The sequence below is a fragment of the Parafrankia sp. EUN1f genome, assembly GCF_000177675.1.
GTDB lineage: Bacteria > Actinomycetota > Actinomycetes > Frankiales > Frankiaceae > Parafrankia.
This window is the reverse complement of the sequence record NZ_ADGX01000026.1, coordinates 31,374-57,456: the sequence shown is the minus strand read 5'-3', so window position 1 is coordinate 57,456 and position 26,083 is coordinate 31,374. Positions and strand designations below refer to the sequence as shown.

Below are 26,083 nucleotides of genomic sequence, written 5' to 3'. Positions count from 1 at the left end.
CTCGTGGTTGCGCCATCCAGCATCAGGGTCGTGCCGTATGGTGTCGCCGTTCGGCTGACAGGCGGCGATGAGGTCCTGGTTGAGGGCGACCGAGGTGGCGCGTGCGGAACCCATATAGCGGTGAGGCGCCCCGGCACGTCCGGCCACGGGCGCTTGTGGTGGACGATCAGGAGATGATCCGGGTCCTCGCGGCGCGGGTGCTGGCCGACGGTGGCTGGGCGGTGGACACTGCCGCCGGCATCGCCGAGGCCCTCGCACTGCGGCCGTTGGAGTTCGACGCCATCGTCATCGACACCCGGCTCGGCCCGGAACGAGGCACCGAGCTGTTCGCCCTGCTCCGTGCGCAGGACCCGCTCGTCTCCCGGCGCTGTCTCGTGCTCACCGGCGCCGTCGCCGATCCCACACCGGACGAGGTGGCGGTTCTCCTCAAGCCCTTCCGGGCGGACGACCTCCTCGACGCGGTCAACCGCCTTGCCGGCCGCCGCCCCGCCGAGAACGGCCCGTGGGACGGTGTACGCCCCGGGCGGGCCGGGTGAGCCAGCCGAGACCAGTCGGACCGGCCCACGCAACCGAACGCCTCATGTTCCTCATGATCGCCTTACAGGAACGCGAGAGCCGGGCGCTGACCGACGCCCTGCACGACGGCCCGATGCAGGAGCTCACCGGCATCCTGCTGTCGCTGGCGAGCCTGCGCCGCAACCTGACCGAGGACCTGGCCGACCGGGTCACCCAGATCGAGACCAGGCTGCGTGACACCGCGGCCACGTTGCACCGGCCGCCATCGCCGTTCCGTCCGGGCAACAGCCCACGGCAGATGCTCGAGCTCGGCCTGACCCAACGGGTCGAGGGGGTGCTCGTGGAAAGGCTGTACATCAGCCTGGACCTCGATTCCGCCCCTCCGGTGCTGGGAGAGGTCGCCGTCCTGCTCGCCGCCGTTCAGCTGTTGCTTCAGGAGAGCGATCCGATACACCAGGCCGCGCGTGCCCTGGTGTCGGTGCGGGCGAGGCCCGAGGGCATCGACCTGGCGCTGCGCGTCGCGTATGCCGACACGGTTCAGCCCTTCGCCCCGGATCTCACGGCCGAGGCCGACGACCAGGTGCGGCCCGCGGGCATCGACGACGAGGACGGCCCACTGGCGACGCGGGACAACACGGCGAGCTGGCGGGAGCGACTCGCGCCGATCGCGCAGCTGTTGGGCGCCGAGCTGCGGACGGACCCCGCGACCGGCGCATGGTCGGCCGCGGTGCGGTTGCCGCGCCGCGGCAACCGGCAGCGATAGCGGCAGCGGCAGCGCCGGGCCCGGTTCAGCCGCCGCCGTCGGCCGACCACGGGAGCGGGTACGGACCCGCCTCGGCCGGGGCCTGGCCGGGCGCGGGCCGGGCCGCCGGGGCGGCGTCGAGCACCTCGCGCACCTTGGACAGCAGCACCCGCTCCGAGAACGGCTTGGTGAGCAGGGCGAGCCCGGGAGCGAGCGTCCCGTTCTGGGCGAGTGCGGGATAGGCGTACCCGGACATGTAAAGCACCCGCAGGCTCGGGCGCCCGAGGCAGATCCGCTCCGCCACCTCCCTGCCCAGCACCTGCGGCATGACGACATCCGTCAGCAGCAGGTGGATGTCGGCCGTCAGCTGCTGCGCCATCGTGATCGCCTCGGGGCCGCTGCGGGCCGTGATCACCCGGTAGCCGTTGCGGGCGAGGATGCGCCGGGTGAGCTCGCGCATCGCGGACTCGTCCTCCACGACCATGATCGTCTCGCCGCCGAACAGCTCACCGCCCGTCGCGACCTCCTCGATCGCCGGCACGGCACCCTCGATCGCCGGCAGCATCGCGCTGACGGTGGTGCCGACGTCGACCGTCGAGATGATCTCCACGTGGCCACCCGCCTGGGTGATGATGCCGTAGACCGTCGCGAGGCCCAGCCCGGAGCCCTCACCCTTCGCCTTGGTGGTGAAGAAGGGCTCGAAGGCCCGCGTGACGACTTCCGGGCGCATGCCCGTGCCGCTGTCGCTGACCCGCAGGTGCACGAAACGCCCGGGGCGCGCCCCCGGACGCGTACCGGCCGTCTCCTCGTTGACCCGCACGTTCGCCGTGTCGATGGTGAGCGTGCCGCCGCCTGGCATGGCGTCCCGGGCGTTGACCGCGAGGTTGACCAGAACCTGCTCGATCTGGCCGACGTCGGCCAGCACGGGCCACAGGCCGGGGTACGCGGAGGTGTGCAGCTCCACATGCTCGCCGAGGGTGCGGCGCAGCAGCTGCTCCATGTCGTGAACGACCCCGTTGAGGTCGAGCGGCTTGGGCTGCACGACCTCGCGCCGGCCGAAGGCGAGGAGCTGATGGGTCAGCTGCGCGGCCCGCTCGGCGGCCCGTTGGATCTGCTCGATGTCCTGCCGGGCGGACTCCCAGCGGCCACCCTGGACCTTTGCCGCGTCGGTGACGACCTCCCCCACGAAGGTCGTGTAGTTGATGATGACCGCGAGCAGGTTGTTGAAGTCGTGCGCCACCCCGCCCGCGAGCTGGCCCAGGCTTTCCAGTCGCTGCGACTGGTGGAGCTGCACCTCCAGCCGCTCCCGCTCGGCCTGGGCCCGTAGCCGCTCCCGCTCCGCCTGCGCTTCCAGCCGGTCGGTGACGTCCCGGATCGCGGCGGAGACGAGCAGCCCGTCCTCGGTCTCCAGCGCGGACAGCGAGATCTCGGCCGGGAACTCCGTCCCGTCCCGGCGTCGCGCGGCGAGCTGCATGCCCGCGCCCATCGGGCGTGGCCGCGGATCGCTGAAATAACGCTCGCGGTGCTGTGGGTGCAGGTGCCGGGCCGACTCCGGCACGAGGATCTCGACCGACTGGCCGACCAGTTCGTCGCGGCCGTACCCGAACAGCCGCTCGGCCTGCGCGTTCACCAACGCGATGCGGCCATCCGGACGCACGCCGACGATCGCGTCCGGCGCCGCCTCCAGCAGGCCCCGGAACATCGCCTCGGCACGCTTACGACTTGTCACATCACGGATCGCCGCCGTGACGAACGTGCCCTCTGCGGTCCGCACGGCCGAGAGCGAGATCTCGGCCGGGAACTGGGTCCCGTCCCGGCGAAGGGCCGCGAGCTCCATACCCGCGCCCATCGGCCGTGGCCGCGGATCCGCCAGATACGCGCCCCGCCGAGCCGGGTGGGCCGCGCGGAACACCTCGGGCACGAGGATCTCCACCGGCTGGCCGACCAGCTCCTCGCGGCTGTACCCGAACAGCCACTCGGCCTGGGCATTCACCAGCACGATGCGGCCATCCGGGCGCACACCGACGATCGCGTCCGGCGCGGCATCCAGCAGACTGCCAGGCGGGACGTCGGCATATCCCGCCAACGACAACTCCCAGACTGTGAACGATGTGTCACGCAATGACGCATGTTAGCCCGCGCCGCTTACCAGGATCGACCTCGTACGGATTGAAACGGAATCCTTATAAGGAACATACGATCTAGCCTGCCTGGTGTCGGACGCCGCGCGACCACAGCCAGCGGCGACCACGACCTGCGACCGGCTACCCGGGACGAGCGACGAGCGGTAAGCAGTGTGCACAGCGAGCGGTGAGGCCAGTCCGCCCCACGAAGGTGGTGCCAGCACCCCCGCCGGGGTGACCCCAGCCTGCTGGCGCCGGCGGTGCCGAATCGGCTGAATATTGCCATGGCGCGCAACCGCAGGGCGGGCGACAGTACAACCAGCCACACCACGAACGACCACACCACGGGGAACGACCACACCGGGCGCGACCACACCACCGGGCGCGACCACGCGGCCCGCGGCGACGGCCCCGGCGCCGGCGACCGGACGGCGGCGGCAGCCGCCGCGGCCGGCGCTACCAGGCCAGCAGACATCACCGCAGAAAACGACCGCGCGAAAAACATCAACACAGTGCGGACGACGCGTATCACCGTGCTGCTCGCGGACGACAACCTTATCGTCCGCGAGGGTGTCCGGGCGCTACTCTCCCAGGTCGCGGACATCTCGGTCATCGGAGTCGCCGCCGACCACGACGAACTCGTGCGGGCCGCCGGCCGGCTGCGTCCCGAGGTGGTCGTGACCGACATCCGCATGCCGCCGGATTTCACCGACGAAGGGGTACGCGCAGCCCAGCTCATCCGCGCGGCGAACCCGGCTACGGGCATCGTGCTCCTCTCCCAGTACGACGAGCCCGACTACGCGATCGCACTGCTTCGGGACGGTGCTTCCGGCTATGCCTACCTCCTGAAGGAACGGGTCGCCGACCCCGATCTGCTGGCCCGGGCCATCCGCGAGGTGGCCACCGGTGGCTCCCTGCTGGACCCCGACATCGTCGCGGCCGTCATGACACCGGTTCGCGAGTCCGGGACGCTCAGCCCGGAGCAGGAGGAGCTGCTGCGCGACGTCGCCCACGGGCGGCCCGTCGCCGCGATCGCGGCGCGTCACGGCGACACCCCCGCCGCGGTCAACGCGGCGATCGACACTCTGCTGCTCCGGCTCGCCCAGGGCGCGAGCGCGGGGCAGGCCGGGGCCCTGCGCCGACTGCGCATGCTGCACGAGGCGCTGATGAAACGAGAGGAGCAGGACGCCGAGTTCGCACGGCTGCTGCCCAGTGGCCTGGCGGAGAAGCTGCGCGACGACGCCACGGCCGCCAGTCGCGCGGAACGCCTCGACGTCACCGTCCTGATGTCGGACATCCGCGGCTACTCGGGCATCGCGCAGCGCACGGACCCGATGGTGCTCGCGCACCAGCTCGACGAACATCGACGCGAGATGAACGCGGCGATCCTCGACGAGGGCGGCAGCGTCCTGCAGTACGCCGGCGACGCGGTCGTCGCCGTCTTCGGCGCACCGAATCCGACCAGCGACCACCGGGAGCGCGCGGTGCGCGCCGCTGCGGCCATGCACCGCCGCCAGGACGCCCTGAACGAGCAGTGGGCCAGGCGCGGCGACCTGGAGCCTTTCGGGCTGGGCGTCGGCGTCTCCACGGGTGAGGTCGCCGCGGCACTGCTGGGCTGTGACGCCCGCCGGGAGTACACCCTGGTCGGCGACACGATGAACCTCGCCGCCCGGCTGCAGACCATGGCCGAGGCGGGCGCGACGATCCTCAGCGCGGCGACGGCGGCGGCGCTTCCGGCCGACCTCGTCGTCCCGCTGGACCCGCGCCCGGTGAAGGGCCGGGTCGGCGACGTGTTCGCGTTTCGGGTACTCCCCGCCTGGCCCATCCCGCCTGCCGGCGTGGCCTCGGCCACGGATCCGGCCTCGGCTTCCGTGCCGGCGCCCGTGTCGGTGCCCGCGCCGGTGTCGGTGCCGATGTCAGTACCCATGCAGGCGCCCGCGATCGGGGCGCGACGGGACGCGACCGGGCCCGGCATGTCCCGGGCCGCCACCGGCAAGGCTCCGCGCCGGCGTCGGAGGCTCCTGCGGCCCGCGGCCTGAGGGGAGGCCTCGTTCGACACCCGCCCGGTCCCGCTTGGTACCCGTTCGATCCCATTGGTCCTGTTTGGGGTTGCCCCCCCTGACCAGGGCCGTCGAGTGGCCGGGGTCAGGCTCCGAGAGAGGATGATGCCGACCGAGGTGCCGACCGAGACGAGCCGCCGGTGGCCCGGCCCGGCCTCGGCCCGACCGCCGGGCCCCCGCCGGACAGGACGGCCGGACAGGACCAGGAGGAACACGATGACGCTGTCGGAGCGGTCGGTGCCGAAGGCAGGCCGTGGCGTGGCTGTCGTGACCGGTGGGAGCAGAGGGATCGGGGCCGCATCCGCCCGCCTGCTCGCAAGATCCGGGTGGACGGTCTGCCTCACCTACCGCAAGGAGAAGGACGCCGCCGCGGAGGTCGTCCGGGCGTGTGACGCCGCCACGCGCGAGTTCCACGCCGAGCACGGCCTGCCAGGGACTCCGACCGGAGCGATCGCCGTCGCCGCGGACGTCGAGGAGCCGGCGAGCATCCCCGAGGTGTTCACCGCCGCGGACAGCCTCGGCCAGCTCACCGTCCTGGTGAACAACGCCGGGGTCACCGACCGCTCCGCCCGGGTGGACGAGATGACGGTCGACCGGTTGACCCGCATGTTCACCATCAACACGATCTCGGTGATCGTGTGCGCCGGCGAGGCCGTGCGCCGGATGTCGACCCGGTACGGCGGGCCGGGCGGGTCGATCGTCAACATCTCCTCGGCGGCGTCCCGGCTCGGCAGCCCCGGGATGTACGTCGACTACGCGGCAAGCAAGGGCGCGATCGACACGTTCACGATCGGTCTGGCCCGGGAGGTCGCGGGCGAGAAGGTGCGGGTGAACGCGGTCCGACCGGGGATCATTCTCACCGACATCCACGCGACCAGTGGGGATGCCGACCGGCCGGCGCAGGCGGCGAGCACCATCCCGGCCGGCCGGCCCGGCACCGCCGACGAGGTCGCCGATGCCGTCGCATGGCTGTGCTCGGACGGCGCCTCCTACACCACCGGCGCGATCGTGGACGTCTCCGGCGGACGCTGAGCCGCCTGCCGGAGAGCACGTCCGGTCTCAGGGCGGGAACCGGTGGCGGGCCGACTCAGCCCACCAGCCCACCGGCACCAGCCCCCGTCAACGCCCGGAGGGCGGCCGGAACATCACGAGCGCGGTCGGGTTACGCCGGGCGTAGCGCATCGCGGCACGTTCGCACGAGCCGCTGACCCACTCCAGGGTCCACTCGACGTTGACGAGGCTGACGACGTCCGCGACCCGCTGCTGGAACTCGTCGTCGACCTCCTGCTCGGCGTTGCGGGAGGCGTACGCGACGCCTTCCATCCCGAACGCCCCGTACATGCCCGTGGACCAGCGGGCCCACCGCGACCACCGGTCACGCACGGCCACGACGACCAGCCGGGACCCCATCCGTGCCGCGAGCTCCGCCGCCAGCAGGACATCGGCGAGATCTCCGGCGTCTCCGGCGCGAAGGCCCACGATCACATGACTGCCCGACGTCGTCCGCGTGGCGAGTCGACGTCCTTCCGCCTGCTCCACGGCTCCTCCTCCACCGACGCCTACTCGGCCGCCAACTCGACCAAGAATGATGGCCAGATTGTGAGGTGTGACGTCACAAAGGGGAAGTGGCAAACAGGATCCTTTTTCCTCCGACCGCCCCCTGGGGTGCGCGACACCGCTGTTCGGCGTAGCCGACTGGCCGCTTGGTCCACCCGCACCATGAGGCCGTTTCCGTCCCGGGATTCTGCCCCGTACCGGCAGCCTGTACTCGGATCGGTCGCGGGTGGTACACGGATCGGTCGCGTGTGGGCGGCGCGGACGCCGAGAATCGGTGGCTCCACGGAGTGGCCCAGCCACCCGACGAAGTGCCGCTTACGCTGCGGACCAGCTCAGAACGCCGGAAGCGAGGAACTGACATGTCAGTGCTGGACAGATTCCGTCTTGACGGCAAGGTCGCCGTGCTCACCGGTGCTTCCTCGGGCCTCGGGGTCGGATTCGCCCGAGGCCTCGCCGAGGCCGGTGCCGACCTCGCCCTCGGCGCGCGTCGCACGGACCGGCTGGCAGCCACCGCGGCGCTGGTGGAGAAGGAGGGTCGCCGGGCCGTCTGCGTCGGTACGGACGTCGCCGACCCCGACGCCTGTCAACGGCTCGTGGACGAGGCCATGACCACCTTTGGGCGGGTTGACATCCTGGTCAACAACGCCGGTCTGGGATGGGCGGCCCCGGCGACGCGGGAGACTCCGGAGCAGTTCCGTTCCGTCATCGACGTCAACCTCAACGGCTGCTACTGGATGGCTCAGGCCGCCGGCCGGGTCATGCAGCCCGGCAGCAGCATCGTGAACATCTCCAGCGTCCTCGGCCTCAAGAGCGGCGGGCTCCCCCAGGCCGCCTACTCGGCCAGCAAGGCCGGCCTGATCGGCCTGACCCGCGACCTGGCCCAGCAGTGGACCGCGCGGCGCGGGATCCGGGTCAACGCCCTGGCGCCAGGTTTCTTCAAGACGGAGATGACCGACCAGTACCGGCCCGGCTATGTGGAGGAGCGGGAGTCGCGCATCCTCGCGGGGCGGTTCGGCGAGGTCGAGGAGCTGACCGCCGCGCTGGTCTTCCTCGCCTCCGACGCCGGCAGCTACGTCACCGGCCAGACGCTCGTCGTGGACGGCGGAATCACCGTCATCTGACCAGGCTGCCAGATCTTCGAGCCGCGCCGCCGTCTCGAGCCAGGCAGCCGGCCCACCCGAGCAGGTCAGGTCTGCAGCGGCGCCAGCTCGCGGACGAAGCCGTCGAGAAACTCCGGCCAGCCGGTCGGCCCGATCGCCGGGTAGATGACGAACTTGCTCACCCCGGCCGCCACATACCTTGCGATGAGATCCCGCGCCGCGGCCCAGCCCAGCGGCACGAGCTCGGCCGGGTCGCTGTCGGGCCGCCGAGCCCGCAGTGCCTCCATGGTCGACGCCGACAGCTCACCGAACGTGACGCGCAGGCTGAGCCCGAAGTGCTCGGGGTCGATCTCCCGGCCCGCCGCCGCGGCCGCGGCGTTGATCGCCGCGATTCCGGCGGCGGCCTCCGCCGGATCGACCAGGCTGGCCAGCCATCCGTCGCCGAGGCGGCCGATGCGACGCAGTGCCGCCGGCGCCGCACCGCCGAGCCAGATGTCGAGTGGGCGGGGCGGACGCTCACCGATACCGAGTTCGCTGACATCGAAGAACTCACCGTGGAAGGTCACGGACTCCTCGACCAGCAGCCGCCGCACCAGCAGCAGCGCCTCGTCGAACACCGCCCCCCGCCGCCCGGCCGGCACCGGGAACGCGGACCTGTCCGCGGCGCGGGCCGGGCCGAGCCCCAGCACGGGCAGAACCCGCCGCGGAGCCAGCGCTGCCATCGTCGCGAGCTGCTTGGCGAGCAGCACGGGATTGCGCCCGGGAAGCACCGCGACGCTGGTTCCCACCTTGAGAGCGCTGGTGCGTCCCAGCGCGTAGGCCATGCCCGCGAGCGGGTCGACAGCCACGGTGGAGAGCTGCTCGGACAGCCAGAGCGAGTCCAGGCCGAGCTTCTCCATCGCATCGACTCGCTCGGTGAACTCCCCGCCGGACACCGAGGCAAAGCCGATCCCGATACGGATCTTCATACAAGCACCTTATGGCGGACGCCGCACACAGGACGGCCAGCCGGCCCACGGGCGGCGACGGCGAGCGGTCGGGCGAGCGAGGCAGGCGGACAGGCAGGCGCGGCAGGCAGGCGGGGCAGGACGGACGGGCCGGACAGGACGGACGGGTGGCCGACCACTCCCCGCGAGGACTGGCCCCGCTTGGGCAAATCGGGGCATTGACCCCACCGAGGCGGCCCGGGACCGTTCCATGAATGGGCGACGTCGGCAAGCCAGAACGCATCGTCGAGGACGAACCGATCGGATTTCCAGACGAGGAGCCGCTGACAGCTCCCGTGCACGTCCCGGCCCGGCCCGAACCCGCCGAACCAGCTCAACCAGCTCAACCAGCCGAACCCGCGGTCGAGCCGGCCCCCGCGTGAGCCTGCTCGGGTGGCGCCAGTGGGCCGTGGACGGCGACGGCCTGCTGCGCCCCGCCTGGACCCCGTGGTCACCGTTCCCCACGGGCCTGCTGCTGTGGCGCCCCGACGGCCTGACCGAGGCGTGCTGCCTGCGCACCGAGACGGGCCGGCAGGCTCCGCACGAGCGGACACCGGCCGATGACTGCGTGTGCGGCCTCTACGCCTGGCGCAGCTCCGCACTGCTCGCGGCGGCCCGCCGGCCACGGTGGACGAGGTACCCCTGCGTGGTCGGCGTGGCCCGGCTGGGCGGTCGCGTGATCATCGCGGAACGCGGTTACCGCGCCGAGCGCGGGTACCCCGTCGCGGTCTTCGACCCGCGCGGCCGGGTTTCTCCGCGTTACCCGGTCGCGCGCTATCGCAGGTGGTCGGCACTCGTCGCCGAATGGGACGACCAGGGCGACCAGCCGCCCCCGCACAGGACCCACAGTAAGCATTAGGGTCTAATCCACGTACATCGGATGGATCCGGGCGCATAGCGCCTCAGGTGTAGACATGCCGTTTCAGCCGCAGATCGGCCCGCGATCGGCTACGTCCGTCCGTGCTGAGGGGGGAACGGTGTGGCAACCTGCGCGGATCCGGCGTCCCAGGCCGTCCGGCCGGCCGCTCCTCCGGCCGGCCCCGCCGGGACGGATGGAACGGGCGGGACGGGCGAGGCCGGCAGCCGTCTGACATCCGCGGCCGGTCCAAGCCGGGCCCTGCGCCGAGTTCCCAGATCGCTCGCCGTTCTCGCCGGGTATCTCGCGCTCGCGGTCCTGATCTTCCGGGCGGCGTGGGCGGAGCCCGGCGGCGTGCTCTACGGCGAGAGCGACTCGGTGCTTTTCGCGTGGTATCTCGGCTGGATCCCGCACGCACTCACGTCCGGCCTGGACCCGTTCGTCACGTCCCATCTGAATGCTCCCACCGGCACCAACATCCTCTGGAGCACGCCCATCCCGCTCCTCGGGCTGCTCGTCGCGCCGGTGACCGCGCTGTTCGGCCCGGTCGTCTCCCTCAACCTCCTGCTGACACTGGCACCGGCGCTGTCGGCGTTCGCGCTGTTCCGGGTGCTGCTGCGCTGGATGTCCGCGCCGGCCGCCGCGCTGGCCGGCCTGCTCTACGGGTTCGGGCCGTACATGATCGGCGAGTCCTACGGCCACCTGCACCTCACGTTCGCGGTCTTCCCACCGCTGCTGCTCGCGCTGCTCGACGACCTGGTGGTGCGGGGGCGCCCGCCGGCGCGCACGGGAGCCCTGCTCGGGCTCGCGGTCGTCGCCCAGGCTCTGATCTCCGAGGAGATCGTGGCGACGTCGGCCCTGGTCGGCGGGACGGGCCTGGTCATCGCGGCGCTCCTGCACCGCGACGTCGCACGGGCCCGCGCCGGGGCGCTCGCGCGCGGCCTCGCTGTCTGCGCGGCCGTCGCCGCGGCGCTGCTGCTGTGGCCGCTGGCCGTCCAGTTCCTGGGCCCGCTTCGGGTCCACGGCAACATCCAGCCACACAACGTCGCCGTGTCGGACCTGCTGACCTTCGTCACGCCGACCCCGCCCAGCTTGTCGCACCCGACGTCGCGCTGCGGCACAGCGCGCGGTTCACCGGCAACGCGGTGGAGGTGACCGGCTACCTCGGCCTCCCGCTGGTTCTCGTTGCGGCTGCCGTGGCCATCCGGCTACGGCGCGATCCGCTTGTGGCCCTGTTCGCTCCGCTGGCGGTGGTGACGGCGGTGCTCTCCCTCGGCGGCCACCTGCACGTGGACGGCCGGATCACCGGCGTTCCACTGCCCTGGCTCGCCCTGGAGGACGCGCCGGTCATCAACAGCGCGCTTCCGTCCCGCTTCGCGCTCTATCTGATGATGTTCGTGGGAATCGTCGTCGCGGCCGGTCTGCACCGGGCGGCCACGGCCACACGCCCCGGCGCCCGGCAGCCAGGGTCCGTGCCGCACACCCAGCACACCCAGCACACCCAGCCTGCCCGGCACGCCCCGCACACACAGCGCACCCCGCGCCATCGCGCCCCCGGCGATGCACCGCCGGTCAGGAAGCCTCGTGCCGACGGGCCGGCCGACCGGGAACGATCGGCGCAGCCCTCGCCAGCCGCACCGGCCGCACCGGGCTCGTCATGGCCGTCCTGGCGGCCGTGGCCGTCGTGGTGCCGCTACTGCCACGCGCCCACATCACGACGGCCGCGGTCACGCCCGCCTTCTTCACCGGCGCCGCGGTGGAGGCCGTTCCCGAAGGCGCGACGGCGCTCGTGCTGCCCTACCCCTATCCGTCCCGGACCGAGGCCATGCTGTGGCAGGCCGAGGCGCACTACCGCTTCCGCCTGCCCGGCTGCTACTGCACCATCCCGGGCCCGGACGGCCGCGCCGTGTTCAACGCGTGGACGGACCCCTTGAACAGCGCCCTGGTGGCCATCGAGCAGGGCCGGGCGGACGCCGACGCCGCGCTCGCTGATCCCGCCGTGCGCGGCACGTTCGCCCAACTCGCGCCGGCGGCGGTCATCCTGGGGCCGACGCCGCGGCGCGCCGAGCTGTCCAGGCTGATGACCGGCATCGTGGGCACACCGCCGAAGCAGGTCGACGGTGTGGAGTTGTGGCTCCTGCGCGGCTGATCCGTCGGAGGACCGACGGAGATTGCGCCCTTTCCATCGTCGGCTCGAACCCGCGGTGGCCTGACCGCGCACCGTGAGATGGAAAAGCTGATTGTCGGCGATCCGTCCTCGGTGTCCCGTTGCCAACAGTCGCCTGAGATGCTGGCCACGGTGATGTGTGGGGCCGAGGGGGTCAGGTGGCAGTCGGTCCGGAACGTGCACGGTTCGTCGCGGGACGCTACCGGCTTGTCGCACGGCTCGGAGCAGGCGCGATGGGGACGGTCTGGCGTGCCTTCGACGAGGTCCTGGAGACCGAGGTCGCGCTCAAGGAGATGGAGTTCGCCGGCGGTGTGCCGAGCGACGAGCGGGCCGAACGGGTGGAACGCGCGATGCGCGAAGCCCGGCACGCCGCCAAGCTGCGCGGCCACCCGCATGTGGTGACCATCCTGGATGTCGTCCTGGAGAACGGCCTGCCGTGGATCGTCATGGAGCTGGTGCCGTCGCGGTCGCTGTTCGAGATGGTGCGTGACTCCGGGCCGCTGCCGGTGCCGGCGGTCGCCCAGATCGGCGTCGCCGTCATCGACGCGCTGCTCGCCGCCCGCGACCGGGGGATCGTGCACCGCGACGTGAAGCCGTCGAACATCCTGATCGGCACGGACGGACGGGTGGTGCTCACCGACTTCGGTATCGCGACCGGCGACGGCGATCCGACGCTGACCGTGACCGGAGTGCTCGGCACGCCGCTGTACATGGCGCCGGAGCGACTGAACAACTCTCCGGCCACGTTCGAAGCCGACCTGTTCAGCCTGGGCGGAACACTGTATTTCGCCGTTGAGGGGCATCCCCCGTTCGAGCGGGAGAGCTTCGGCGCCATGTTGACCTCCGTACTGCTCCATCCGCCGACACCCATGCGACGCGCCGGTCCGCTGGCCGGCATCCTGACCGGCCTGTTGGAGAAGGAACCACAGCGGCGGCTCCCGGCCGGCGCGGCCCGGTCGATGCTCGGCGAGCTCGCCGACGCGAGGCCGGCCGTGGAGGCGACCGGCACGATCACGCTCGGCGCCCTGTCGGGCGGCGTCGGCTCCCGCACCGGGACAGCCGTCCTCGGCGGTGCTGGCCAGGCGACACCGACACCGCCGGCGCCGGACGAGCCTGGGCAGCCCGGTGGCGGCGGTCCCGTGGTCCGCGTGGACGGTCTCGGCTGGCGCACCCGAGCCGACGACACCCCGGCGTCGCGGCTCCAACCGCCCTTGCCGGATCCGGACGCGCCCACCACCCTCGCGCGCCCCGGCGCGGGCCCCGCCTCACGGCCTACCGCCCCTGCCGACAGCTCCGTTCCACGGCCCACCGGCCGCCCCAGCCCCGCCAGCAGCCCCAGCAGGGACGGCAGACCCGGCACGGACGGCAGACCCAGCCCGGCCGATGGAGCGCCACCGCCGCCGGCCGAAGTGACCGTCGTCGAACAGGACGGCGCGTTGCTGATCGCCTGGACGGCCTCGCCCGGCGCCGAGAGCTATCGGGTGGTGCGCGTGGTCGCCGCCCCCGAGGCCGACGGCGGCCGCCGGGAGCGCAGCCTCGGGATCACCTCCGCCACGGAGCTGTTCGACGCGGGCGTCCCCAAGGGCGTCCAGGTCTGGCACGAGGTGGTCGCGGTCGGCCCGCGCAGCGCGGGCGCGGCCAGGTCCGCGGCGGCCCGTAGCCCGGTGCGGACCGTGCTTCCCCCGGTCACCGCCCTGCGCGCCGACATGACCGACGACGCGGTGGCCCTCTCGTGGCGTCTGATGCCCGGCCACGACGAGGTGATCATCGAACGGACCCACGACGAGACGTCGTCCGTTCGGGGGGCGATGCGCCGTTATCGCGGTTTCAAGGGCAGCTTCGTGGACAGCGACGTGCAGGCCGGCGCCGTCTACCGGTACCGCGTCTGGGTCGCCGCCGGCGAGGAGTCGGACGGGCTGCGGCCCGAGACCTTCACCGAGGTCGCCGCCAGGGTCATCGCCCGGCCGCGCGCGGTCGTGGACCTGGAGGCCCGCGACACCCTCGGCGGAACGGTGCTGCGCTGGACGACGGTTCCCGGCTGCGTCGTCCGGGTGTACGCCACGCAGGCGCCGCAGCAGGCCGGCCTGGTGGGTACCGGCCCGTTCGGTCCGGCGGACCGTGAGGTCGGCCTGGACTCCCTGAAGGGCCGTGCCAGGGAGGTCGGTGAAAGCCGGCGGGGGCGCCTGGTCGATCGCGAGGGCAGTGGCACCGTCGTCTACACCCCGGTGAGCATCGTGGAGAACCGGGCAGTGATCGGCACCGCGGTCACCCACACCTGCGCCTGACCGCAGCCGGCGGCTACCCGCAGTTGGCGGCCGGCGGCGGCCCTGTTCCGGCCCGCGGTGGAGCTGCTCCGGCCGGCGGCGGAGCTGCTCCGGCCGGCGGTGGAGCTGCTCCGGCCGGGTGGTGCGAGCATTGCCGCCGTGACCATTCCGACCGATCCCTCCTACGGCTACACCGAGATGGACTCGGACGACGCCAGGGCCGCGAGCCGGCACTACTGGGACAACGAGGCCCCCGCCTACTACGCCGAGCACGGCGAGTTCCTCGGCGACGTCGACTTCTGCTGGTGCCCGGAGGGACTTCGCGAGTCCGACGTACGGCTGCTGGGCGACGTCTCCGGGCGGGTCGTGCTGGAGATCGGCTGCGGCGCGGCCCAGTGCGCGCGGTGGCTGGCCACCCAGGGCGCGAAGGTGATCGCCACCGACCTCTCAGCCGGCCAGCTGGCCCAGGCGCGCCGGCTGAACGAAGACACCGGAGTGCCGGTTCCGCTCGTCCAGGCGGATGCGATCACTCTCCCGGTCCGCTCGGAGAGCATCGACATCGCCTGTTCGGCGTTCGGTGCCGTCCCGTTCGTCGCCGACAGCCTCGCCCTGATGCGGGAGGCCGCCCGGGTGTTGCGGCCGGGAGGCCGGTGGATCTTCTCCACCACCCACCCCTTCGTGTGGTGTCTGCCGGATGCCCCCGACGCCAACGGGCTAGTCGTCTTCCACAGTTACTTCGATCGTCGCGCGTATACGGAGCATTCCGCCGCAGGTGAACCGCTCTATATAGAGGCACACCGGACGATGGGCGACCGGATCCGGGAGATCGTTGCCGCTGGCCTGGTACTAGTCGACGTCATCGAGCCGGAATGGCCTGAGGGGCACGACCAGGTCTGGGGCCAGTGGGGCCCCCTTCGAGGGCAGTTCGTTCCCTCCACATCGATCTTCGTCACGGCCAAGCCGCACTGACGGCGACCGACCTTCGGGCTATCCGTGGCGTCGCTCACCGCGACTGGAACGGGCCGATCCGCGAGATCCGGCCTACGGTGGGGTTCAGGTCGACGCGACGCCCCAATGCACGGGCGCCGGGAGGTGATCGCCATGCGTGATACGCCAAAAAGCCAGTCGGCCCAGTACTTGCGGGCCTCGATGTACGAGGTGCTCGGGATCGCACCAACGGCTTCGGACGAGGAAGTCCACGCTGCCTATCGCCGCGTGGTGAAACGCGCTCATCCGGATGCCGGCGGATCCCAACGTGCATTCCTTCGGGTAAACGCGGCATACCGGGTGCTTTCCGATCCCGGCATGCGGCGTGCCCATGATCTGTGGCTCGCCCACCTGCTCGACGCCTATGACGAGCCGGGCCGTTCCGGTGGCAACCGTTCGCCGCAGGGACGGGGCACGCCCGGCGGACGGACCGGCTCCGGCGGTCGGGCGGGCTCGGCAGCACCGGATCCGTCCGGGCGCTCGGGCCGGCCGGATGCCACGGCCCCGGGCCAGGCCCAGGCCGGCGGATCGGGCGCACCGGCGCCGGGTGCGGGTTCGCCCGACGCCTGGGCCGGAGCCACAGGTGCCGCAGGGGCAGGCTCCGGGCTGTTCGGGACGAGCTCAGGGCCACTCAGGGCCGACTCAGGGCCCTTCGGCGGCGCCGACGGCTCCCTGGGCGGCCAGGAGAACCTGGACGAGCCCGGGCACCGGAGCGCCACCAGCGGGCGGCGACGCTCGCGCCGACGCGCGCAGTCGGCGGACAGCACGGTCTGGCAGTCGGACCAGCCCGACATCTGGGCCGCCTGGTCGGACGACGACGCGACGGCCTGGAGCCCGAGCCGGCGGGCACGGCACCGGTACCTGATCTCGATGGCACTGTGCCTGACCCTGTTCGTGCTGGCCGGCGCGGTTGTCCGGCTCTACTCCATTCCGGTGGCGCTGGGCATGACCGCGGCCGCGATGATCATTCCGCCGTTGGCGGTCTTCGCGGTCAACACGTCTCGACGTCGCTGATCCCTGACGTCGCTGACCCTTACGTCGCTGGTCCCGACATCGCACGGCCCCGGAGCCGGTGAGGTGCCCACCTCGCCGGCTCCGGGGCATGTTCCGCGCCAGCATGACCGGGTGTCACGTCGCCGAGCGCCCGAGTGGCCCAAAGCATGACAGAACACCACGAACCGGAAAGCTCAACTTTCTCGAGCCCACCTCAGCACCCGGTGGCACCGGCCTTCGATTAGCCCCACCACGTTCCCATGAAGTCAACACAAAACGGTCTCACCCCACTGTTGACACAACACCCAAGCCTGGGTGAAGCGGCGCTAATCGACACGGTTATGGTTGGCGCCGCACTCGCTGTTGGGGGCCGACCGTGTATCTCGCGCTTCGCACCGCCGGACGCGCCGCGTCCGCAGGACGCCGGCTACCCGGGCTCGCGGTATGCGCACCGTTCGCGCTGGCTGCTCTGCTCGGGCTGACCGCAGCTTGCTCCAACGACGCCGCCGCGTCCACCTTCACCCCCGCCCCGCATGCCACCAGAGTGCCGCCGACGGTGTCCGCGGACCCGCTCCCGCCGCTGAGCAGCTTCATCACCCAGGCCGACGGAAGCCGGGTCTCGACGGTCAGCGCCGACTACCTCTTCGACGCCGACAGCGACGTCCTGCGCCCCGAGGCGGCCACGGCGCTCGCCGGCATCGTGCCCCAGATCCGCGAGCACGACGGGAAGGTCCAGGTCGTCGGCTACAGCGACGGCCTCGGCTCCACAGAGCACAACCTGGAGCTCTCCCGGGAGCGCGCGGTCGCCGTCCAGACCTACCTCACGAGTCAGGACATCCCCGCGGCCATGCTCGAGGTCGTCGCCAAGGGCGAGGCGGGCGCCGCCGACAACGTTGCCGACGCCAGCCGGCGCCGGGTCGAGATCGTGCTGAGGTGACCGGGATGACCCGCCTGCGCTTCTCCCGGCTGCGGGGCTCGTCCCGGCTGCGGGGCTCGTCCCGGCTGCGGGCGACCAGCCTGCTCGCCGCGGTGCTGCTCGTCGCGCCCGCGCTGGCCGGCTGCCAGACGATGGACACGATGCTCGGCAAGAAGGCCGACGGCCCCATCGACTGCACCAGCTACCAGGACGACCCGCCCAAGAGCGACGCCCCGCTGCTGCTGATCTATCTGGATATCTCGGACAACTCGACGGAGAGCGCGTCCCGGATCTCCGAGAACCTGCGCCCCTACTTCGAGGGGGCGCTGCGGGAGGGCCAGTACATCCGCCTCCTCGCCAGCGGCGGCGGAAACGCGGGCCTGACCAGCTCGGACTGCCTCGACGGCGGAGCACTGTTCAAGATCGACCGAAACAACGACACCCGGGAGGAGAAGGACCGCAACGCCGCGGTGGACGCCCTCACCGAGGAGGTCGACCACATCGTCCAGAGCGAACAGGTCAGCCCCACCGGCAGCGTCACCAAGCTGCTGTCCGGGACGAACGACGAGATCGCCACGCTGCGCGCCGCACCGGGCGCCCGGATCGGCGCGGTGACCGTCGTGGTCTGGACCGACCTGCTGGGCTCCGGCGAGGCCTCCGACTGCCTCAACGTCGACGGCAAGAAGGCGTCGGTGCAGATCGCGGAGGCGATGGTGCGGCGCTGTTTCTCCCCCGAGGCCCAGCAGCTGACCCCCATCACCGATGGCAAGGTCCGCTTCATCGGGGTGAACGCCGGCCCCGCGACCAAACCACAACAGGACATCGCCCGCTATCTCAAGGGTGAGCTGTGCCGACGGATCAGCAGTGACTGCGGCTGACACCGGGCCGGCCACCGGCCCCGCCGCGCGGACGGGCGCAGCCGTGCCGGGCGGAGTCGCCTTCTCCACAGGGATCGCCTCCACAGGGATCGCCTCCACAGGGCCGCTTCCGGCCGGCGCCGCGTTCGTCGCCGGAACCACCACCGGACCGCTCCCGGCCGGCGCCGCGTTCACCGCCGGTATCAGGTCCTCCCGCGCCGCCGCCCCTGGAACCGGAACCACGGCCGGAAATGCAGCAAACGCAGCAAACGCAGGAAACACGTCCACCGTCGCTCCCACAGCCGGAACAGCCACCACCGCGAGGAGGCGACCGATGGGCGTCCTGTTCGAGCCCGAGGAACAGCACTTCAGCCCGGCCCTGATGCGGTCGACCGTGGTCATCCTGACCTGCGTCGTCCTGCTCGCGGTCCTGGAGGTCTGGGTCTGGGTGACGCTGTCGTCGCCGTTCGCCCGGGTCTCCGTGACCGGCTCGATGATTGTCACCGCGGTGAGCTTCTTCATCGCCGGCAACACCTTCCGCCTGCGCGACATCCGCCGCCGGGTCGGCAACCGGGCCCGCGCCGGGCGGATCGCGCCCATTGACGCGCTCTCCACCCTGCCGCCCCGGGAGACCATCGCCCGCCGCTTCATGCTCGGCGCCATCGGCGCCGTCGTCGGGGTGGGCACGCTGGTACTGACGATGATTTTCGCCGGCGACGAGACGGAGGGCGCCCGAGAGGCCATGGTCGCCTCCGTCCTCGGCATCGTCTGCGCCATGCTCTGCTTCGTGGGAGGGACCTTTGCCCGCCCCATCGACTGAGTCTTTTTCGTTGTCGGCTCGGACTTGCCGCGCGCCTGACCGTGGACCGTGAGACGAAAAAGGCTCACCGAGCCTTCTCCGTCTGATTTCTGATTTCTTTTCTGATTTCTGCGGCCGACCGGATCTGGGAGGCCGTCCAGCCCACCGAGGCCGTCCGCACGAAGACACGGAAAGAGAGACCCTCAGGTGCTGCGCAGGGGAAATCGGCCAGGACGTCTCGCCAAGAAGCTCATCCGGCAGGTGGGGGACGCCGATATCGCGCTGGCGGGGGCCGAGACGCGACCGAAGGTCCTCAAGAGCCTGGAAGAGGCCGAGGTCCAGGAGGTCCGAGCGGCCGTCCGCGCGGACGCGAGAACCCTTGAGGAACTGATCGCCGAGCTCCGGATGGAGATCGACTCGCGGGCGGAACGCCGTGAGCGGCGAACCGAGCTGATCAGGAACCGGGTCGAGCAGGGCCGGCTCTGGCGCACCGTCGGCATCCAGGAGCGCATTCCCCTGATGCCGTTCGCCCCGCTGATCCGGACCCTGGTCCTCACCGTGCTCGCCTCCCTCGACTTCTTCGTCTTCGCCGAGGCCTACGGCGTGCTCACCGACGCCGCGGACTACGGCGTCAGCTGGTTCCTGGGCGGCATCCTGGGAATCGCGGTCTTCATCGCCGGCATGGTGCTCGCCCACGCGATCAAGGGCGCGATCCTGGCCCGTGCCCAGGTCCAGTTGCTCAAGGCCGCGGACGCCGGCACCGTGAAGGTGGATGCCGAGACCCGCGAGCAGCTCGTCACCACCCAGTCCTCAGCACTGGCACTCGCCCTGACCTCGATCGTCTTCCTGCTGCTGTCGATCGCGGGAATCATGGTCCGCATCCAGGGCGCGGCGACCGACGGCAGCGACGGGCCCGCGATCCTGTTCACCGCGCTGATCCCCTTCGTGGCGGTCGTCGTCGAGCTGTCCCTGCACGACCCGACAGAGCGGGACGAGCCGATGCCCAACTTCGTCGACCGGCGGCTGGAGCGGCGCCTCGCGAAGGCGGAGCGACGGCTGCGGATCGTCGCGGCACAGGTCGAGGCGAAGGTGGCGAAAATCGAGAAGCTGTACCGGGTCGAGGAGGCGATCCTCGACGTCGAGCAGCGGGACATGGGGCTTCGGCACACCACGGACCTCGTGCTCGGCGGTGGGCACCAGATTCCCGCCGTGGCCACGAACGGCCGCTCCACCGAGGCCGACCGGGAACACCTGGAGAAGACCCTGAAGATGGCGCGCCGCGCCTGATTCCGGCGGATCGGCGGACTCCGGCCCTTTCGCCACGGCCGGCACGACGGACCACGACGGACCACTGTGGGCCGCGGCGAACCACGGGAAGCTCTATGGCCGGCGCCACCGGCCGCAACCCCCGAACGCGCCTGCCGGTCAGTGCCCCGAACCGGCTCGGCGCCAGCCGCGACATGATGGACTTGGCTACGTGGACCAGATCTTCTCCGTTGACGAGGCCCGTGCCCTGATGCCCGAAATCCACGAACGCGCCGCCGAATTCGTGGCGCGTCGGGCTGATCTCACGGAGCTCAGCGCGGCCCTCTCCGAAGGCGCGTCGTCGCCGAAGGGTGGCCTCGCCGAGATGAAGGCCCTGCAGGCCTGGCTGTCCGAAGCGCTGGCCTGGTTTCCAGCCCACGGCATCCAGGTCAAGGGGGCCGCTCCGCTCCTGATCGACTTCCCATCTGTCCTCGACGGCGAGAGCGTGCTCCTCTGCTGGATCGAGGGCGAGCCCGAGCTCGCCTGGTACCACCGGGCCGACCTCGGTTTCGCCGCCCGGCGCCGCCTCCCGGACTAGGGCCCGCCTGGCGACCCACCGAGGATCTCGCGCCGCGACACAACGCCATCACTTCACTTCTACCAATAGCGACAAACCGGGCGGGGCAATCCGCAAGAAGTGAGGATTTCGGTTGTTGCAGCAGCCAAAATCCTCACTTCTTGCTCAGCAGCAGCGGTAGCGACGGCGGCCCGAAGTTCGGGATTCTGCGACGAGCCGCCGGAACAACCAAAATCCTCAACTCGTACTCATCAGCAACGACAGTCCCGGCGACGGTTCGGAGCCCCCGGTGGCTCCGGGGGCTCCGGAAGGCTCCGGAAGGCTCCGGAGGGCGAGTAAGCACCTGGGTCGGCGGGGCCTTCACGTTCCACGATCCGGCCGGCGGAGCAGAATGGCCGGCGTGCTCACCGAGGAAGACATCGACGACATCACCATCCGTGCCGCGGGTGACGGCCGGCACGAGCAGGCGGCGGCCGAGTTCGAGGACCTCGCCGGCCAGCCCGCGCTTCATGGCGAGATCAGCGCCACGACGCTGCTGGTCCACGCCGGCGGCCAGTACGGTCTCGCCCGCCGGTGGGACGAGGCCGTGCGCTGCTACCGGGGCGCCCTGGCCGCTTCACACGACAGCGGGCGGGAGGAGTTCGACCCGAGGGTCTGGCTACACGACGCGCTCCTGCGCTGGAACACCGACACCGATGACGCCGCCGCCGACGCCGCCGAGCGGCTCGAGCGCGGCACCGAGGCCGCAGCCCTGCTGGCCGAGATCAAGGCGAGTCGGCCCAGGGACCCGGACGTCTACGCGGCGGTAGCCGAGACCCTGGCGGAGCACGGTCAGCTCGTCGAGGCGCACACCTGGTACACGATGGGCTTCCAGCGGTGCCAGCGCGCGGACGTCCCGGAGTACCTGCTTCAGTTGCTGCTCGTCGGGCGCCGCACGATGCGCCGCAAGCTCGACTACCCTCTCGACGAGCTCGACCTGATCGCCGACGCCTACGTCGACCACCAGGAATCGGCGGACGAGTACTCCGTCAGGTAGCCGCGCCTTTCGCGCGAAGAGTCGAGGATTTTCGTGAGCAGGGTGGCCCGGTAGGGCGAGCCGAAGAGCCGAGGATTTTGGTCGTTCTGGCAGCCCGTCGCAGAATCCCAAGCCTCGGGTCTCCGCTGCCGCAGCCGCTTCCTGGCAAGAAGTGAGGGTTAGGGTTGCTTCAGCAACCGAAATCCTCACTTCCTTGCGAATTGTCAAACGACTCTGCGTCCTGTTTACACCTGTTGGCGCGGATTGCTGGCGCTGCGCGGCGGTGCGGGGTCCGTTTCTCGTGATTGCCCGGTGCTCCCCTTCAGGACCCGGGACCAGCGCCGGAGCCAACTCCAAGGTCAGACCGTCAGGGGTCAGGCGTCAGGGGCCAGCACCGGGCGGATCGCGTCGAGGACCGCCACGTCCTCGATGGTGGACGGAACCGCCGGCGAGCGGCCGTCCGCCAGCTCACGCATGGTCCGGCGCAGGATCTTGCCGGACCGGGTCTTGGGCAGCGCGGCGACGACGTCCACCCGCCGCAGTGAGGCGACCGGACCGATCTCGGCGCGGACCAGCGCCACGAGCTCGGCCTCCAGCGCCGCCGAGGAGGTCTGCACGCCGCTCTTCATGACCACCAGCCCGCGCGGCACCTGCCCCTTGAAGGTGTCCGCCACGCCGACGACCGCGCATTCGGCCACCGCCGGATGCGAGGCGAGCACCGCCTCCATCGAACCGGCGGAGAGCCGATGGCCGGCCACGTTGATCACGTCGTCGGTGCGCCCGAGGACGTACAGGTAGCCGTCGTCGTCCACGAAGCCGCCGTCGCCGGTCAGGTAGTAGCCGGCGAACGCCGAGAGATACGACGCGACGTAGCGGTCGTCGTCCTCCCACAGCGTGGGCAGGGTGCCGGGCGGCAGCGGCAGCCGCAGGCAGATGGCGCCCTCGACCCCGGCGGCGACCTCCTCACCCGCCGGGCCGAGCACCCGGACGTCGTACCCCGGCATCGGAACGGACGGGCTCCCGGCCTTGAGCGGCATCCGCTCCAGCCCGAACGGCGAGGAGCAGATGGCCCAGCCGGTCTCGGTCTGCCACCAGTTGTCGATCACCGGGAGCCCGAGCGCCGCCGTGGCCCAGTCGAACGTCGCCGGGTCCAGTCGCTCACCGGCGAGGAAGAGCGCCCGCAGCGAGGTGAGGTCGTACCTGCCGACCAGGGCGCCCGCCGGGTCCTCCTTCTTGATCGCGCGGATCGCGGTGGGCGCGGTGAACAGGATGTTCACCCCGTGCTCCGCGATCACCCGCCAGAAGGCCCCCGCGTCGGGGGTGCCCACCGGCTTCCCCTCGTACAGGACGGTCGCCGCGCCGGCGATCAGCGGCGCGTAGACCGTGTACGAGTGGCCGACCGCCCACCCGATGTCGGAGGCGGCCCACATCACGTCGCCCGGCCCGATGCCGTACACGTTGCGCATCGACCAGGCCATCGCGACCGCGTGGCCGCCGTTGTCCCGCACGATCCCCTTCGGACGCCCGGTCGTCCCGGACGTGTAGAGGATGTACAGCGGGTCCGTCGCCGCGACCGGGACCGCCGGGTGCGGCGGCGCCGAGGCGACGAGCGGCTCCCAGTCGTGGTCCCGCCCGGCGAGCAGCTCGCAGCGCTGCTGTTCACGTTGGACGATGACGCAGGCCGCCGGCTTGTGGGCGGCCAGGGCGATGGCCTCGTCCAGCATCGGCTTGTAGGGCACCAGCCGCGTCGGCTCGATGCCGCAGGACGCGCTGACGATCACCACCGGGCGGGCGTCGTCGATACGGGCCGCGAGCTCCGGGGCGGCGAAGCCGCCGAAGACCACAGAGTGGACCGCGCCGAGCCGGGCACAGGCCAGCATCGCCACGACCGCCTCGGGGATCATGGGCAGGTAGATGATGACCCGGTCACCGCGCCCGACCCCGAGCGACGCGAGCGCGCCGGCGGCCCGGGCCACCTCGTCGGTGAGCTGGGCGAAGGTGAGGCGGCGGGTGGTGCCCGCCACGGGCGAGTCGTAGACCAGCGCGGTGGCGTCCCCACGGCCGGCGTCGACGTGCCGGTCCAGGGCGTTCACGCTGGTGTTCAGCTCGGCATCGGGAAACCAGCGGTAGAAGGGCGGGTTGCCGGCGTCGAGGACCCGGACCGGCGGGCGGGTCCAGGTGACGGCCTCCGCCGCGGCGCCCCAGAAGCCCTCGGGGTCGGCCTGTGAGTCCTCGTACACGCGCCGGTATTCGCCCATGCCTGCCATCCTCTCGCCGCCGCGCCGTCTGTCCAGAGCACTTTGACGCTGGACAGACGGCGGCGTCGGCATGCCGCGGTCAGATGTGCCGCGGTCAGGCGTGCCGCGGTCAGATGTGCCGCGGTCAGGCGTGCCGCGGTCAGGCGTGGCCGGTCTGCGGGCCGAGGACCCGCGCGGTGATCCCCGCGACGAACCCGCGGCGCAGCAGGCGGGACGCGTTCGAGGTCAGGTAGTTGAGCCGACCGTCGATCACGTAGGGCTGGCCGCGGTCCAACGCCCGGAAGGCGCTGGTCACAACCTCCTCGGTGGTGCGCAGCCGACCGCCCGCGCTCATCGTCGACCCGAGGGCGTCGAAGAAGCTGGTGTCGGTCGGCCCGGGGCACAGCGCGAGCACCTGGATACCGCGGGACCGGTACTCGGCCCACAGCGCGATCGAGAAGGACAACACGAAGGCCTTCGACGCGCCGTAGACAGCCATGTAGGGGACCGCCTGGAAACCCGACGTCGACGAGACGTTGATCAGCGTCCCGCGTCCGCGTTCGACCATGGCGGGCAACAGCAGGTGGGTCAGCCGCTCGACCGCGACGGCGTTGAGCATGACCTCGCGGTGGTCTCGTTCGGCGGCCAGCTCGTCATACCGGCCACGTGTTCCGAAGCCGGCGTTGTTGATGAGCACATCGATTTCGTGGCCGTCGGCCAGCGCCCGTTCGACCAGGTCGTCCGGGCCGCGCTCCTCGGAGAGATCCGCCGGGATCACGGCGACGTCCACGCCGTGCAGGAGTTGAATTCTGTCCGCGACGGCCCGCAGGCGCGTCTGGTGCGGCGCGGTGAGGACGAGATCGGCCCCGCGCCCGGCCAACGCTTCGGCCAGGGCGGCGCCGATCCCCGAAGAAGCACCCGTCACCAGCGCGGTTCGGCCGCGGAAATCGGTCACGTCGCCAAGCTCCTCAGGTCGGTGACGGAGCGCCGGACAGCCCGCCGACGGCCGAACGGTCTCGACCGCCAAACAGCGACAAACAGTGACGAAACGGAAGGGATTGGACGGACTGGGGCGCTTCCGACGGAAGCCAAGGTACCGGAGCAGGGGGACGATGCAGCCGCCGCGGGCCGGGAAACAGTGCCGTGACCGGCAGGATCCCAGATAGGGGTAACACCTGCCGGCCACGGCACCGGGGCGGGCATCCAGCACCAGCCTCGATCACGTTCCGTCACCGACGTCGCCTCGTCGCGACGCCGGTGCGGCAACGCGTCCGGCATTCGCTGGGCCCTCGGGCTCAGCCGATGAACGCGCGCACTCCGGCGGCCACGGTGTCGTCGTCATGCAGCTCGGAATGGCCCAGGCAGCCGGCGGCGGTATTGGTCGCGCCGTTCAGCGCAACACTCGAATCGGGATTGATGGTGTCGTCGCACGACGACCACCAGGTGCCGTAGTTGACCGAACCCGGCGTCTCGTCGGTGGCGTTGAGCGCGTTCAGGAAAGAGGATCCGGGGACCATGTCCGAGCAGGCCGTGAACAGCCAGCTACACAGGGAGGCGGTGGTGGTGCCGTGATTCGGGCCACCGAGCGAAACCCAGTCGTCGACGACGGACGTCCCGCCCAGGTTCTTCAGGAAGTAGCGGGAGGACAGCGCGCCCATCGAGTGGGTGACCAGGTCGACCTTGGCCGCGCCGGTGGCGGACCGCACCGCGGCGACCTTACTGGCCAGCTGGTTCGCCGTGGTCACGTTCGACTGGGTCGAGGTGTAGGTGAAGATGGTCAGTTCGGACACGGAGTAGCCGTGGGCCTGGAAGTCGGCGACCATGTCGGTCCAGGTGGACGTCGAGCCGTTGAAACCGTAGACGAAAATTACCGGGTCGTGGGTCGCCGCGGACGCCGAGGTGCTGGTACCCAGCAATGCGGTGAACGCGACGGCGAGGGCACCAAGAATTCTGGCTGCTCTGAACACTGAGCCCTTTCCATCGTCGGCTCGGACCCCCGGCGTCACTGACCATGCACCGTGAGATGGAAAGGTCTCGCCGGGGCTCCTGTTGGAGGTCGGATCAGAGCTCGATTCTCACTGCCGGC

At 71.3% G+C, this 26,083-nt stretch carries 24 protein-coding genes; 17 read left to right on the top strand and 7 right to left on the bottom strand.

Features of this window, described 5'->3' with window-relative positions; genetic code table 11:
- The first annotated feature begins 101 nt into the window (after positions 1 to 101).
- A complete protein-coding gene (locus FREUN1FDRAFT_RS10575; protein WP_006540019.1) occupies positions 102 to 536 on the top strand; it encodes a response regulator in 435 nt (144 codons plus the stop codon).
- A 44-nt stretch (positions 537 to 580) separates the two neighbouring features.
- Positions 581 to 1,279 carry a hypothetical protein gene (locus tag FREUN1FDRAFT_RS10570; protein ID WP_006540018.1) on the top strand — a complete coding sequence of 233 codons (699 nt, stop codon included), beginning with the start codon at positions 581 to 583 and terminating at the stop codon, positions 1,277 to 1,279.
- Positions 1,280 to 1,304: 25 nt separating this feature from the next.
- Here the strand turns inward: FREUN1FDRAFT_RS10570 and FREUN1FDRAFT_RS10565 are convergent, their stop codons facing one another.
- On the bottom strand, positions 1,305 to 3,344 hold the full coding sequence (locus FREUN1FDRAFT_RS10565; protein ID WP_006540017.1) for a PAS domain-containing sensor histidine kinase: 2,040 nt from the start codon (positions 3,342 to 3,344) through the stop codon (positions 1,305 to 1,307).
- Between the two features lie 321 nt (positions 3,345 to 3,665).
- On the opposite strand from FREUN1FDRAFT_RS10565, the gene FREUN1FDRAFT_RS10560 reads away from it, so the two are divergent.
- Positions 3,666 to 5,420 carry an adenylate/guanylate cyclase domain-containing protein gene (locus FREUN1FDRAFT_RS10560; RefSeq protein WP_006540016.1) on the top strand — a complete coding sequence of 585 codons (1,755 nt, stop codon included), beginning with the start codon at positions 3,666 to 3,668 and terminating at the stop codon, positions 5,418 to 5,420.
- Between the two features lie 237 nt (positions 5,421 to 5,657).
- Positions 5,658 to 6,473, top strand: a complete 816-nt coding sequence (locus tag FREUN1FDRAFT_RS10555) for an SDR family oxidoreductase (protein WP_006540015.1) — start codon at positions 5,658 to 5,660, stop codon at positions 6,471 to 6,473.
- An 87-nt stretch (positions 6,474 to 6,560) separates the two neighbouring features.
- Here FREUN1FDRAFT_RS10555 and FREUN1FDRAFT_RS10550 read toward each other — a convergent pair whose 3' ends face one another.
- On the bottom strand, positions 6,561 to 6,980 hold the full coding sequence (locus FREUN1FDRAFT_RS10550) for a hypothetical protein (protein WP_006540014.1): 420 nt from the start codon (positions 6,978 to 6,980) through the stop codon (positions 6,561 to 6,563).
- A 377-nt stretch (positions 6,981 to 7,357) separates the two neighbouring features.
- Between FREUN1FDRAFT_RS10550 and FREUN1FDRAFT_RS10545 the strand changes: the two genes are divergently transcribed.
- Positions 7,358 to 8,119, top strand: coding sequence for an SDR family NAD(P)-dependent oxidoreductase (locus FREUN1FDRAFT_RS10545; RefSeq protein ID WP_006540013.1), 762 nt, complete (start codon positions 7,358 to 7,360; stop codon positions 8,117 to 8,119).
- A gap of 65 nt (positions 8,120 to 8,184) precedes the next feature.
- Here the strand turns inward: FREUN1FDRAFT_RS10545 and FREUN1FDRAFT_RS10540 are convergent, their stop codons facing one another.
- Positions 8,185 to 9,066: a TIGR03854 family LLM class F420-dependent oxidoreductase gene (locus tag FREUN1FDRAFT_RS10540; RefSeq protein WP_006540012.1), complete on the bottom strand. Its 882-nt coding sequence runs from the start codon at positions 9,064 to 9,066 to the stop codon at positions 8,185 to 8,187.
- A gap of 397 nt (positions 9,067 to 9,463) precedes the next feature.
- Between FREUN1FDRAFT_RS10540 and FREUN1FDRAFT_RS10535 the strand changes: the two genes are divergently transcribed.
- Positions 9,464 to 9,943 (top strand): hypothetical protein, encoded by a 480-nt coding sequence (locus tag FREUN1FDRAFT_RS10535; protein WP_006540011.1) that lies wholly within the window; start codon positions 9,464 to 9,466, stop codon positions 9,941 to 9,943.
- A 120-nt stretch (positions 9,944 to 10,063) separates the two neighbouring features.
- The gene (locus tag FREUN1FDRAFT_RS10530) at positions 10,064 to 11,095 is read left to right on the top strand and encodes a hypothetical protein (RefSeq protein ID WP_006540010.1); all 1,032 of its coding nucleotides are present in this window, start codon (positions 10,064 to 10,066) and stop codon (positions 11,093 to 11,095) included.
- Between the two features lie 53 nt (positions 11,096 to 11,148).
- Here the strand turns inward: FREUN1FDRAFT_RS10530 and FREUN1FDRAFT_RS46120 are convergent, their stop codons facing one another.
- Positions 11,149 to 11,439: a hypothetical protein gene (locus FREUN1FDRAFT_RS46120; protein ID WP_232295138.1), complete on the bottom strand. Its 291-nt coding sequence runs from the start codon at positions 11,437 to 11,439 to the stop codon at positions 11,149 to 11,151.
- 158 nt (positions 11,440 to 11,597) lie between these two features.
- Between FREUN1FDRAFT_RS46120 and FREUN1FDRAFT_RS43660 the strand changes: the two genes are divergently transcribed.
- The 10 genes from FREUN1FDRAFT_RS43660 to FREUN1FDRAFT_RS10480 all read left to right on the top strand — a co-directional run bounded on the left by FREUN1FDRAFT_RS43660 (position 11,598) and on the right by FREUN1FDRAFT_RS10480 (position 21,781).
- Positions 11,598 to 12,089 (top strand): hypothetical protein, encoded by a 492-nt coding sequence (locus FREUN1FDRAFT_RS43660; protein ID WP_006540008.1) that lies wholly within the window; start codon positions 11,598 to 11,600, stop codon positions 12,087 to 12,089.
- Positions 12,090 to 12,265: 176 nt separating this feature from the next.
- On the top strand, positions 12,266 to 14,392 hold the full coding sequence (locus FREUN1FDRAFT_RS10520; RefSeq protein WP_035951217.1) for a serine/threonine-protein kinase: 2,127 nt from the start codon (positions 12,266 to 12,268) through the stop codon (positions 14,390 to 14,392).
- Positions 14,393 to 14,569: 177 nt separating this feature from the next.
- Positions 14,570 to 15,340: a class I SAM-dependent methyltransferase gene (locus tag FREUN1FDRAFT_RS10515; RefSeq protein WP_157474613.1), complete on the top strand. Its 771-nt coding sequence runs from the start codon at positions 14,570 to 14,572 to the stop codon at positions 15,338 to 15,340.
- A 132-nt stretch (positions 15,341 to 15,472) separates the two neighbouring features.
- Positions 15,473 to 16,372: a DnaJ domain-containing protein gene (locus tag FREUN1FDRAFT_RS10510; RefSeq protein ID WP_006540005.1), complete on the top strand. Its 900-nt coding sequence runs from the start codon at positions 15,473 to 15,475 to the stop codon at positions 16,370 to 16,372.
- Between the two features lie 355 nt (positions 16,373 to 16,727).
- The gene (locus FREUN1FDRAFT_RS10505; protein ID WP_006540004.1) at positions 16,728 to 17,288 is read left to right on the top strand and encodes an OmpA family protein; all 561 of its coding nucleotides are present in this window, start codon (positions 16,728 to 16,730) and stop codon (positions 17,286 to 17,288) included.
- A gap of 5 nt (positions 17,289 to 17,293) precedes the next feature.
- Positions 17,294 to 18,145, top strand: a complete 852-nt coding sequence (locus FREUN1FDRAFT_RS10500; protein ID WP_006540003.1) for a hypothetical protein — start codon at positions 17,294 to 17,296, stop codon at positions 18,143 to 18,145.
- A 313-nt stretch (positions 18,146 to 18,458) separates the two neighbouring features.
- Entirely contained in the window at positions 18,459 to 18,944 is a 486-nt protein-coding gene (locus FREUN1FDRAFT_RS10495) for a hypothetical protein (protein WP_006540002.1), read from the top strand.
- Between the two features lie 186 nt (positions 18,945 to 19,130).
- On the top strand, positions 19,131 to 20,210 hold the full coding sequence (locus FREUN1FDRAFT_RS10490; protein WP_006540001.1) for a hypothetical protein: 1,080 nt from the start codon (positions 19,131 to 19,133) through the stop codon (positions 20,208 to 20,210).
- Positions 20,211 to 20,400: 190 nt separating this feature from the next.
- Positions 20,401 to 20,766: a DUF2203 domain-containing protein gene (locus tag FREUN1FDRAFT_RS10485; protein ID WP_006540000.1), complete on the top strand. Its 366-nt coding sequence runs from the start codon at positions 20,401 to 20,403 to the stop codon at positions 20,764 to 20,766.
- A 370-nt stretch (positions 20,767 to 21,136) separates the two neighbouring features.
- A complete protein-coding gene (locus tag FREUN1FDRAFT_RS10480; RefSeq protein WP_006539999.1) occupies positions 21,137 to 21,781 on the top strand; it encodes a hypothetical protein in 645 nt (214 codons plus the stop codon).
- Positions 21,782 to 22,134: 353 nt separating this feature from the next.
- Here the strand turns inward: FREUN1FDRAFT_RS10480 and FREUN1FDRAFT_RS10475 are convergent, their stop codons facing one another.
- The 3 genes from FREUN1FDRAFT_RS10475 to FREUN1FDRAFT_RS10465 all read right to left on the bottom strand — a co-directional run bounded on the left by FREUN1FDRAFT_RS10475 (position 22,135) and on the right by FREUN1FDRAFT_RS10465 (position 25,964).
- Positions 22,135 to 24,018, bottom strand: coding sequence for an AMP-binding protein (locus FREUN1FDRAFT_RS10475; RefSeq protein ID WP_006539998.1), 1,884 nt, complete (start codon positions 24,016 to 24,018; stop codon positions 22,135 to 22,137).
- Between the two features lie 139 nt (positions 24,019 to 24,157).
- The gene (locus tag FREUN1FDRAFT_RS10470; RefSeq protein WP_006539997.1) at positions 24,158 to 24,952 is read right to left on the bottom strand and encodes an SDR family oxidoreductase; all 795 of its coding nucleotides are present in this window, start codon (positions 24,950 to 24,952) and stop codon (positions 24,158 to 24,160) included.
- A 340-nt stretch (positions 24,953 to 25,292) separates the two neighbouring features.
- On the bottom strand, positions 25,293 to 25,964 hold the full coding sequence (locus tag FREUN1FDRAFT_RS10465) for a triacylglycerol lipase (protein ID WP_006539996.1): 672 nt from the start codon (positions 25,962 to 25,964) through the stop codon (positions 25,293 to 25,295).
- Between the last annotated feature and the right edge of the window lie 119 nt (positions 25,965 to 26,083).

Bases quoted from the DNA above. Each gene is read 5' to 3' on its own strand.
- FREUN1FDRAFT_RS10515 (WP_157474613.1), top strand. From the start codon at position 14,570: ATGGACTCGGACGACGCCAGGGCCGCGAGCCGGCACTACTGGGACAAC.
- FREUN1FDRAFT_RS10560 (WP_006540016.1), top strand. From the start codon at position 3,666: ATGGCGCGCAACCGCAGGGCGGGCGACAGTACAACCAGCCACACCACG.
- FREUN1FDRAFT_RS10475 (WP_006539998.1), bottom strand. From the start codon at position 24,018: ATGGGCGAATACCGGCGCGTGTACGAGGACTCACAGGCCGACCCCGAG.
- FREUN1FDRAFT_RS10495 (WP_006540002.1), top strand. From the start codon at position 18,459: ATGGGCGTCCTGTTCGAGCCCGAGGAACAGCACTTCAGCCCGGCCCTG.
- FREUN1FDRAFT_RS10500 (WP_006540003.1), top strand. From the start codon at position 17,294: ATGACCCGCCTGCGCTTCTCCCGGCTGCGGGGCTCGTCCCGGCTGCGG.
- FREUN1FDRAFT_RS10570 (WP_006540018.1), top strand. From the start codon at position 581: ATGTTCCTCATGATCGCCTTACAGGAACGCGAGAGCCGGGCGCTGACC.
- FREUN1FDRAFT_RS10555 (WP_006540015.1), top strand. From the start codon at position 5,658: ATGACGCTGTCGGAGCGGTCGGTGCCGAAGGCAGGCCGTGGCGTGGCT.
- FREUN1FDRAFT_RS10480 (WP_006539999.1), top strand. From the start codon at position 21,137: ATGGCCGGCGTGCTCACCGAGGAAGACATCGACGACATCACCATCCGT.
- FREUN1FDRAFT_RS10540 (WP_006540012.1), bottom strand. From the start codon at position 9,066: ATGAAGATCCGTATCGGGATCGGCTTTGCCTCGGTGTCCGGCGGGGAG.
- FREUN1FDRAFT_RS10545 (WP_006540013.1), top strand. From the start codon at position 7,358: ATGTCAGTGCTGGACAGATTCCGTCTTGACGGCAAGGTCGCCGTGCTC.
- FREUN1FDRAFT_RS43660 (WP_006540008.1), top strand. From the start codon at position 11,598: ATGGCCGTCCTGGCGGCCGTGGCCGTCGTGGTGCCGCTACTGCCACGC.
- FREUN1FDRAFT_RS10510 (WP_006540005.1), top strand. From the start codon at position 15,473: ATGCGTGATACGCCAAAAAGCCAGTCGGCCCAGTACTTGCGGGCCTCG.